This window comes from Streptomyces sp. NPDC056948 (assembly GCF_042674225.1).
GTDB classification, from domain to species: domain Bacteria; phylum Actinomycetota; class Actinomycetes; order Streptomycetales; family Streptomycetaceae; genus Streptomyces; species Streptomyces purpurascens.
Genome location: NZ_JBHUQX010000403.1, coordinates 1 through 8,635 on the forward strand (window position 1 = coordinate 1; position 8,635 = coordinate 8,635).

Consider the following 8,635-nt stretch of genomic DNA (forward strand, 5'->3'; position numbering starts at 1 on the left):
CCGCCGGACAGGCCCTGGCCCTCGGTCTTCCGTGTCAGTCGATGCGGGCGCACAGGTCGTCCGTGGTCCCCCGGACGAGATGGACGGCCTTGTATCCGGTGGCGCTGATGTCCATCGTGTAGACGCCGTCGACGATGTACAGGCCGCGCGGCAGGGTGCCCTGGCCCTCCCCGATGCCGACGAACACCGGGCCGTGCACGGCCCAGAGTTGTGAGCCGTCGCGTCGGTACTCGACGACGGCCGAGCCGCTCGCGTCGGCGTCGTAGGCGGCGCCGGACTCGGTGTTCGTGACGCGGATGACCAGGTCTCCCTTGTAGGCGACCCGGCGCTCGGAACCGTCGGGGTGAGTGCTCAGCACGCGCCGCACCACCTCGTCGACGACGGGCTCGCCGTGCACGGGGAAGTCGCAGCGCACGCCGGCGGCGACGTCCCATGGTGTGGAGGGTGCCGGTTCCCAGCCCCCTTCTGTCGCGGCCGTCGCGGCCGTCGCGGCCGTCGCGGGCTGCGTCCCGAGGAGCGCGGCGGCAAGTGTGAGCGTCGCGAAAGCGGTTCGTCGCATGGTTCTCCCTGGTCAGAGGGGTGGAAGAAGGGCTCGCCGCAAGGGCGTGCGCCAGTCTGTCCCCGGCCTCTGACCAAAGCCTCACCATCCTCGGCGTGGACACGGCGACGCCTTCCGCGTCCTGGGCGACACTGGTCGAGTGATTGTCGAACGTGCGTACGCCCATCTCTCCTCGTACGACGAGGACACCTGGCCCTGGTCGGTGCCCTGCGTCCGGCAGCTGCTCGACGAGGGGCTGCGCTTCACCGCACCGGTGACCTTTCTGGTCGGTGAGAACGGCTCGGGGAAGTCGACGCTGGTCGAGGCGCTGGCGGAGGGTTTCGGCCTGGACTCCTACGGCGGCTCCCACGACTGGCGCTACGCCTCCCCGCGCGGCAAGTCGGCGCTCGGCGAGCGGATCAAGTTCGACGCGGCCTCGCGCGGACGCCGCATGGTCACGAGCTGGTCGGCCCGCAAGGGCTTCTTCCTGCGGGCCGAGACCGCGCTGGACGCGCTGAACAGGGAGGGGTTCGCGCCGGACTCGGTCAGCCATGGCGAGGGCTTTCTCGCCGCGTTCCGCGGGAAGTTCCTGCACGCCGGGCTCTACGTCCTCGACGAGCCGGAGGCGGCGCTCTCCTTCTCCTCCTGCCTCGAACTGATCGGGCACATCGACCGGTTGGCCAAGGAGGGCGGCCAGGTCATCTGCGCCACGCACTCCCCGCTCCTGACCGCCCTGCCGGGCGCGGACATCGTCGAGGTCGGCGATCACGGCCTGCGGAGAGTCGCCTGGCAGCAGCTCGGCGTCGTGGACCACTGGCGCCGCTATCTCGCCGACCCGCACGCCTATCTGCGACACATCGTCGAACCGTAGGCGGCGTCCCCGGCGGCCTTTCCTGCGCCCGCGCGCGAATCAGCCCCTAGGCTGCCGGACAACCATGGATTTCCAGTTGCTCGGTCCGTTCGCCGTCCGTCACGAGGGGCGGCCGGTGCCGGTGGGCAGCCGTCGTCAGGAGCGGTGTCTGCTGGCGGTCCTGCTGCTGCACGCGGGCCGTGTCGTCGCGACCGGGCGCCTCATCGACCTGCTGTGGGACGGCGACCCGCCCGCCTCCGCCCGCGCCACCGTCCACACCTACGTCGGCCGGCTGCGTGCCGCGCTCAAGCCGTACGGGGTGCCCGTCGAGACCCGCCACGACGGCTACGCCGTAGAGCAGGGCGAACACCTCATCGACGTACAGGAGTTCACCGCCCTCGTCGGGCAGGCGGCCGCTGCCGGGGACCCGGCCGAGCGGATCCGCCTCTACGACGATGCCCTCGGGCTGTGGCGGGGCGAGCTGCTCGCGGACGTGGCCGACGAGCGGCTGCGGACGCGGCTGGGCGGCAGGCTCGCCGAACTGCGGCTGTCCGCGGTGGAACAGCGGGCCGAGGCGCAGCTCGCCATGGGGCTGCACGATCGGGTCGCGGCGGACCTGACACCGCTGCTCGACGAGCATCCGACGCGTGAACGGCTGGTCGCCGCCCGGATGACCGCCCTGTACCGGACCGGCCGCCAGGCCGAAGCGCTCCGGCTGTACGACAGCACCCGCACCCTGCTGGCGACCGAACTCGGCATCGAACCGAACCGTGAACTGCGCACCCTGCGTGAACGCATGCTGCGCGGCGACCCCCGGCTGGACCGGCCCCCCGGGCCCGTCTACGCGGTACGGGTCGACGACCAGTGGCTGCCGTGGAGTACGAGCGGACACCCCGCGCTGGAGTTCTGCAACACCTACGCCGGGTGGGGCGGGGACCCGCTGCCCGGGTCGGACTGGCTGCGGGGCTATGCCGCGCTCGCCGTATGGGCCGGGCATCTGGACCTCATCGAGGAGTGGACGGTCGCCCGGCTGCGGGAACAGGCCCTACGCGAGCCCGCCGAGGCCGTCGCCGCGCTCGACGAGGCCCGGCGGTTCCGTACGGACCTGTACGCCTGCCTGACCGATCCGCAGGACGGCCGGGCCTTCAAGGCGGTGGCCGGGGTGGTGGAGGACGCCGCGCGGCTCTCGGTGTTCACCCGGGGCGAGGACGGCCTGGGACGCTGGCGGCCGTCCCCCTCCGCCGGTCTGCGCCTGCCCCTGTGCGCGGTGGCGCGCAGCGCGGCCGAACTGCTCGCCGACGCCCGCCGCTTCACCGTCCGCGCCTGCCCCGGCCCGGACTGCGGCTGGCTGTTCCTCGACGAGAGCGGGCGGCGGAGGTGGTGCAGTCTGGCGACGTGCGGCGCCGAATGCACCCCGAAGGTCCGCTGACAGACACCTGCGTCAGACGGCGCGCGCGTTCCCGGCCGGCCGGAACCGGTCCGTGGCCGCCAGCACGGCATCCGTCGTGGCATCCCCGGACAGCCCGTGCCCCTCCCCGCCGATCAGCACGAGCTCCGCGTCCGGCCACACTCGGCCCAGCCGCCAGGCGATGTCCGGGGGCCCGCTGATGTCCATCCGCCCGTGGACCATCACACCCGGGATGCCGGCCAGCTTCCCGGCGTCGCGCAGCAAGGCCCCGTCCTCCAGGAAGCCCGCGTGCCGCCAGTAGTGCGTGACGAGGCGGGCGAAGCGCAGCCGGAACTGCGGGTCGTCGTAACGGGGATCGGGCTTGTGCCCGGGGTGGGTGGACACATGCGCGTCCTCCCAGCGGCACCACTCCCGCGCGGCCCGCTCCCGTATGGCCGGATCGGGGTCGGCGAGCATCCGGGCGTACGCCTCCACCAGGCTGCCGTCGCGCTCCCGCTCGGGGACGGTGTCCCGGAACCGGGCCCACTCCTCGGGGAAGATCCGCCCCATGTCCCGGGTGACCCACTCCACCTCGCGGCGCGTGGTGGTGGTGACGCTGAAGAGGACCAGCTCGGACACGTGTCCCGGGTGCTCCTCGGCGTAGGCCAGCGCGAGGGTCACACCCCAGGAGCCGCCGAGGACGAGCCACGCCTCGATGCCGAGGTGGCGCCGCAACCGCTCGATGTCGGCGATCAGATGGTGGGTGGTGTTGGCGGCGAGCGAGGTCCGCGGATCGGCGGCGTCGGGCCTGCTCCGCCCGCACCCGCGCTGGTCGAGGAGCACGATCCGGTACGCCGCCGGGTCGAAGAGCCGGCGCCAGAACGGCCCCGCTCCGGACCCCGGCCCGCCGTGCAGGACGAGCGCCGGTTTGCCCGCGGGATTCCCGCAGGTCTCCCAGTGGACGCGGTCGCCGTCGCCGACGTCGAGCATGCCGTGCTCGTACGGCTCGATGGGTGGATAGCGCTCGGTCATGTGGGACGTGCCCTCCTCGACCCCGCTGAGATCTAACAGCGCTGTTAGATTAGCAAGGTGACAGCCATCCCGGATCCGGCCGCCGTAGGAACACTGCTCCGCCACGTCCTGGAGCTGCTCGACGGTGATGTGTCCAAGATCTACGAGGAACAGGGCCTCACCGAGTACCGGCCCCGCTTCTCCCCGGTGGTACGGGCCCTCCTGGCCGAAGGCCCGCTGTCCGTCCGCGACTTGGCGGCGGCGGTCGGCGTCACGCACTCGGCCGCGAGCCAGACCGCGGCCCAGATGGCCCGCGCGGACCTGGTCACCCACACCCCCGACCCCCTGGACGCCCGCCGCCGCCTGATCGACCTGACCCCGAAGGCCCACGCCCTGCTCCCGCGGATCGAGGCGGAGTGGGAGGCCACGGTGACGGCGATGACGGAGCTGGACACGGAGCTGTCGATGCCGCTGGCGGAACTGCTGAGGGAGGTGGCGGAGGCGGTGGGGCGGCGGCCGTTCCGGGAGCGGGTCGCCGCGGCGTATCGGGAGCCGGGGAGTGGGGCGCCTTCGTGACGTGGGCTATATACGGGTGCCGACGGCGATGGTGTCGAGAAGAAGCCGGGCCTATAGGCCGGGGCTGACTGGGGCGACCGCGCGAACGGCACCGGCTTCGCCTCCACGAAGAACCGGCTGCCAGCGACCCCCACGCGGCCGAGAAGCCACCGACATCGTCGAAGCCCGACGGCCAGAACGTGACCGCCCGTGTGGCCCAGGGTGCTGGAGGTTCGGGATGGTCCACATGAGTCCGGGCTCAGCTTGCCGTCGTTTAAGGGATTCCTTAAACTTCAGATGCTGGAGTCGAGGGGAGTCGTCTTGAGCTGGGCGATCAAAGTCACCGATGAGTACGCAGGCTGGTTCATGCGGCTGCCAAAGAGGATCTCGGTTCTGCGTCCCAGGTCGCCCAGGCAGTTGCAGCACTGCGTGAGGCCGGCCCCACTCTGGGACGTCCCCTCGTGGACCGGCTGAAAGGGTCGGACCTTCATCACCTCAAGGAGCTGAGGCCGGGTTCGGCGGGTCGGTCCGAAATCCGAATCGTCTTCGCCTTTGATCCGACTCGTTCGGCCCTGCTGCTCCTCGGTGGCGACAAGGCGGGAAACTGGGATCGCTGGTACCGCCACAACATCCCCTTAGCCGAACAGCTCTATCGCGACTACACCGGCGACACGGAGGACTGAGGAGTAGGCATGCCCAAGAAGACCCCGCAGGACTGGGAGAGCCTGGAGCAGGAGCTTTACTCGGCGGGCGTGGATCCCGGCGAAGTGAAAGCTGGCTCGCGCCGTCTGCTGGCAGAAGCCCGGGGGTATCAACTCGCTGAGGCACGTAAGCAGTACGGGTTGGCTCAGAGGGACGTGGCTGCCCGCATGGGGGTGAGCGTCGCTCGCGTATCCCAGATCGAGCACGGAGAGGGCGCCACTCTTGATGTCATCGCACGCTACGTAGAGGCGCTCGGCGGCAGGTTGGATCTGGTTGCCGACTTCGGTGACCACACCCTGCGGATGCCGGCAAGTGACGATCGGGGCAGTACGGCGGCCTAGGGCCTGTCCGGGCGCACTCGCGGCCTACCCTTGACCCTCAAGTTCGCTCGAGGTCCCAGAGTGATCCGCGTGAACACCGAAACCGCAGACATCAAGGCCATCCAGCAGATCGTCACCACGGTCGAGCGCACTCAGCGGGACAAGGACGTCGAGGGATTCCTCGCGCTCTTCCACCCCGATGCCTTATGGACGACCGGCCACGGCAAGGTCCTCATCGGCTTCGACTCGACCGCCGAGTTCACCCGCACCGTGCTGCCCGCGGCCGGCTCGGTCGGGGAGGTCACCTACGAGGTGGTGCGCACTCGGTTCCTGCGGCCCGACGTGGCGGCCGTCAAGGTGCGGCAGGCCTACCGAGCGCCGGGTGATGGATCCCTCACGGGTCCTTCGCGCAAAGCCCTGGCCCCACCACCCCACCCGCCCCGATCGTGGGCACCATGAACGATCACGGTGACGAGCCCCTCGAGCCCGACGAGATCCGCCGTTTCTGGGGCCGGCTCGGGCTCCCCGGCCTCGTCGACGTGCACACGCACTTCATGCCCGAGCGGGTCCTGCGCAAGGTCTGGGAGTACTTCGACGGGCTCGGGCCGCTCACCGGTGGGATGGAGTGGCCGATCACCTACCGGGCAGAAGAAGCCGAGCGAGCCCGGATACTGCGGGAGTTCGGCGTACGGGCCTTCACCGCGATGCTCTATCCGCACAAGCCCGGCATGGCCCCCTGGCTGAACGGCTGGGCGGTGGACTTCGCGCGGCGTACGCCCGACTGCCTGCACACCGCGACCCTCTTCCCCGAGCCGGGGGTCGAGGCGTATGTCCGGGAGGCCGTCGAGGCGGGTGCGCGGGTCTTCAAGGCGCATGTGCAGGTGGGGGCGTACGACCCGGCCGACGAACTGCTGCAGCCTGCGTGGGGCGTGCTGGCCGAGGCCGGGATCCCCGTGGTGATCCACTGCGGCTCCGGGCCCGCGCCCGGCAAGCACACCGGGCCCGAGCCGATCGCCCGGGTACTGGCCGACCACCCCCGGCTGCGGCTGATCGTCGCGCACATGGGGATGCCCGAGTACGAGGAGTTTTTCGACCTCGCCGAGCGGTACGGGGAGGTGCGGCTGGACACGACGATGGCGTTCACCGACTTCAGCGAGGGGTTCATGCCGTTCCCCCGCCGTGCCCTGCCCCGGCTGGCCGCTCTCGGCGACCGGATCCTGCTCGGCTCCGACTTCCCCAACATTCCCTATCCGTACGTGCACCAGCTCCACGCGCTGGAGCGGCTGGGGCTCGGGGAGGAGTGGCTGCGGGCGGTGTGCCACGACAACGGGGCGAAGCTCTTCGGCCTGTGAGGCCCGCGAAGCCTGTCGGCCCCAGGCTCAGGTGAACAACGCCGCAACTACCGCCGGGTATTGGAGAGATCGCGTAACAAGACACCCACAAGGGGGCCCGCGAGGTCACTCCCGCCCCTCTTCCCCTCCCGAGTGAGCTAGAAACTTCAACGAACCGGACCGCACCAAGGGGTGCGCCACGGCACTCGCGCCCGAGGGGAACACACAGTGACCACACGAGATCACGGATCCGGCCGGTCCGGCTCCGGCACCGGCACCCGCGCGCGCAGACGCCTCCCGCGTCTGAAGATCGCCATCGCCGCAGCCGTCTCCTTCGCCGTCGCCGGAACCGCCGCCCAGGTGATGGCGGCCCAGCCGGACGAGACCGGCAAACAGCCGGCCGTGCCGGCCCTCGCCTGGTCCGACTGCCAGGACGGCTTCGAGTGCGCGAACGCCGACGTACCGCTGGACTACCGCGATCCGCAGGGCAAGACCATCACCCTTGCGGTCATCCGCAAGAAGGCCTCGGACCAGGCCAAGAAGAAGGGCACCCTCTTCCTCCAGCCCGGCGGGCCCGGCAACTCCGGCGTGGACTTCGTCCGCGGGAACTACGCCGAGCTGCCGGCCTCCCTGCGCGACTCCTTCGACGTCTTCGGGTACGACGTACGCGGCGTCGGGCGCAGTTCACAGGTCCAGTGCTGGGACGACCCGACGTACACCCGGGCCATCACCGCGGCCAAGGGCGTCCCCGGCCCGGACGCCTACGAGCCCGCCGTGCGCCAGGCCGCCGAGTTCGACCAGGCCTGCCAGGACAACGCGGGCGATCTGCTGCCGTACGTCGGCACCGAGTACGTCGCCCGGGACATCGACCTGCTGCGCCAGGCCCTCGGCGAGAACCAACTGACCTACTACGGACGGTCGTTCGGCTCCTACATAGGCACCGTCTACGCCGCCATGTTCCCCGACCGGGTGCGCGCCCTCGCGCTCGACGGCGCCTACGACCCCGAGCACTACGCGAACCAGCCGTACGCCTACGACCGGCCTCAGTACCTGGCCCTGGACGGCGCGATGAGCCGCTTCCTCGACTGGTGCAAGGCCGACCAGGCCACGTGCGGGTTCGGCGACGGCGACCCCCGGGCCGCGTTCGAGAAGCTCAAGGCCGACCTCGACGCCAACCCCGTACCGACCGCGGGCGGCGGGCAGGCCAACGGCTACACCCTCGTCTACCGCATCCTGTTCAACATCAACGAGGGCAAGGTCATCTGGCCCTCGCTCGGCGAGGCCCTGCACAAGGCCCAGCAGCGCGACAACACCTCGTTCCTGCTCCGGCCGCCGTCCGCGGCCAGCTACGACTTCCTCAACCCGAACGTCGTCGTCGAGTGCACCGACAAGGCCTACCCGCGCGATGCGGCCCTGCTGAAGCGGAAGGTGACCGCCTTCGCCAAGGCCGCGCCGCTGCTCGGCCCGGCCCTCGCCTACGGCCCGCCGCTCTACGACCACCAGCACGCCACCGCCTGTGCCCAGTGGAAGGGCGAACAGGTCAGCCGCTACGACGGTTCCTTCCGTGCCAAGGGCTCCGCACCGATCCTCGTCGTCGGCAACACCGGCGACCCGGACACCCCGTACCAGGACGCGGTGGCCCTGTCCCGGGAGCTGGACAACGGCCGGCTGCTCACCTTCAAGGCCGAGGGTCACACGGCCTTCGGGCGCAGCGCCTGCGCGACGGACGCCGTCACGAGCTACCTGGTGGACCTGAAGGTCCCGGCGCGCGGCACGACCTGCGCGGACGAGACCCAGCCGCCGTCCTCCACACCGAAGGTGGCCCCGCCCGGCACGACCCTCGGCGAACTCCGCAACGGCGTCAACGAGCGGCTCGACCGCCTCGGCGCCCTGCGCTGACCGACCGCTCCACGGCACCCCGGGTGCCGGGCCGTACCAGGC

10 protein-coding genes are annotated in these 8,635 nt (G+C 70.9%); 8 read left to right on the forward strand and 2 right to left on the reverse strand.

Annotation, left to right across the window (positions count from 1 at the left end; all coding sequences use genetic code 11):
• Positions 1-34: 34 nt before the first annotated feature.
• On the reverse strand, positions 35-559 hold the full coding sequence (locus ACFTZL_RS36035) for a hypothetical protein (RefSeq protein ID WP_382591928.1): 525 nt from the start codon (positions 557-559) through the stop codon (positions 35-37).
• 139 nt (positions 560-698) lie between these two features.
• Here ACFTZL_RS36035 and ACFTZL_RS36040 point away from each other — a divergent pair, with 139 nt between their 5' ends.
• Together ACFTZL_RS36040 and ACFTZL_RS36045 are read left to right on the forward strand one after the other, a co-directional pair.
• Positions 699-1,409 carry an AAA family ATPase gene (locus tag ACFTZL_RS36040; protein WP_382591931.1) on the forward strand — a complete coding sequence of 237 codons (711 nt, stop codon included), beginning with the start codon at positions 699-701 and terminating at the stop codon, positions 1,407-1,409.
• Between the two features lie 64 nt (positions 1,410-1,473).
• Positions 1,474-2,817: a BTAD domain-containing putative transcriptional regulator gene (locus tag ACFTZL_RS36045; protein ID WP_382591934.1), complete on the forward strand. Its 1,344-nt coding sequence runs from the start codon at positions 1,474-1,476 to the stop codon at positions 2,815-2,817.
• A gap of 12 nt (positions 2,818-2,829) precedes the next feature.
• On the opposite strand, the gene pip is transcribed toward ACFTZL_RS36045, so the two are convergent.
• Positions 2,830-3,807, reverse strand: coding sequence for a prolyl aminopeptidase (gene pip, locus ACFTZL_RS36050; RefSeq protein ID WP_382591937.1), 978 nt, complete (start codon positions 3,805-3,807; stop codon positions 2,830-2,832).
• 57 nt (positions 3,808-3,864) lie between these two features.
• Here pip and ACFTZL_RS36055 point away from each other — a divergent pair, with 57 nt between their 5' ends.
• From ACFTZL_RS36055 to ACFTZL_RS36080, 6 genes are all read left to right on the forward strand, one after another.
• On the forward strand, positions 3,865-4,362 hold the full coding sequence (locus tag ACFTZL_RS36055; RefSeq protein WP_382591940.1) for a MarR family winged helix-turn-helix transcriptional regulator: 498 nt from the start codon (positions 3,865-3,867) through the stop codon (positions 4,360-4,362).
• Between the two features lie 440 nt (positions 4,363-4,802).
• Entirely contained in the window at positions 4,803-5,024 is a 222-nt protein-coding gene (locus ACFTZL_RS36060) for a type II toxin-antitoxin system RelE/ParE family toxin (protein WP_382591943.1), read from the forward strand.
• Positions 5,025-5,033: 9 nt separating this feature from the next.
• Positions 5,034-5,384, forward strand: coding sequence for a helix-turn-helix domain-containing protein (locus tag ACFTZL_RS36065; RefSeq protein ID WP_382591946.1), 351 nt, complete (start codon positions 5,034-5,036; stop codon positions 5,382-5,384).
• A 60-nt stretch (positions 5,385-5,444) separates the two neighbouring features.
• Complete coding sequence (locus ACFTZL_RS36070; protein WP_382591949.1) at positions 5,445-5,822, forward strand: SgcJ/EcaC family oxidoreductase; 378 nt, start codon at positions 5,445-5,447, stop codon at positions 5,820-5,822.
• Entirely contained in the window at positions 5,819-6,715 is an 897-nt protein-coding gene (locus ACFTZL_RS36075; RefSeq protein WP_382591952.1) for an amidohydrolase family protein, read from the forward strand. The genes ACFTZL_RS36070 and ACFTZL_RS36075 overlap by 4 nt, the downstream gene beginning before the upstream one ends.
• Positions 6,716-7,057: 342 nt before the next feature.
• Positions 7,058-8,593 carry an alpha/beta hydrolase gene (locus ACFTZL_RS36080; protein WP_382591955.1) on the forward strand — a complete coding sequence of 512 codons (1,536 nt, stop codon included), beginning with the start codon at positions 7,058-7,060 and terminating at the stop codon, positions 8,591-8,593.
• Positions 8,594-8,635 lie beyond the last annotated feature (42 nt).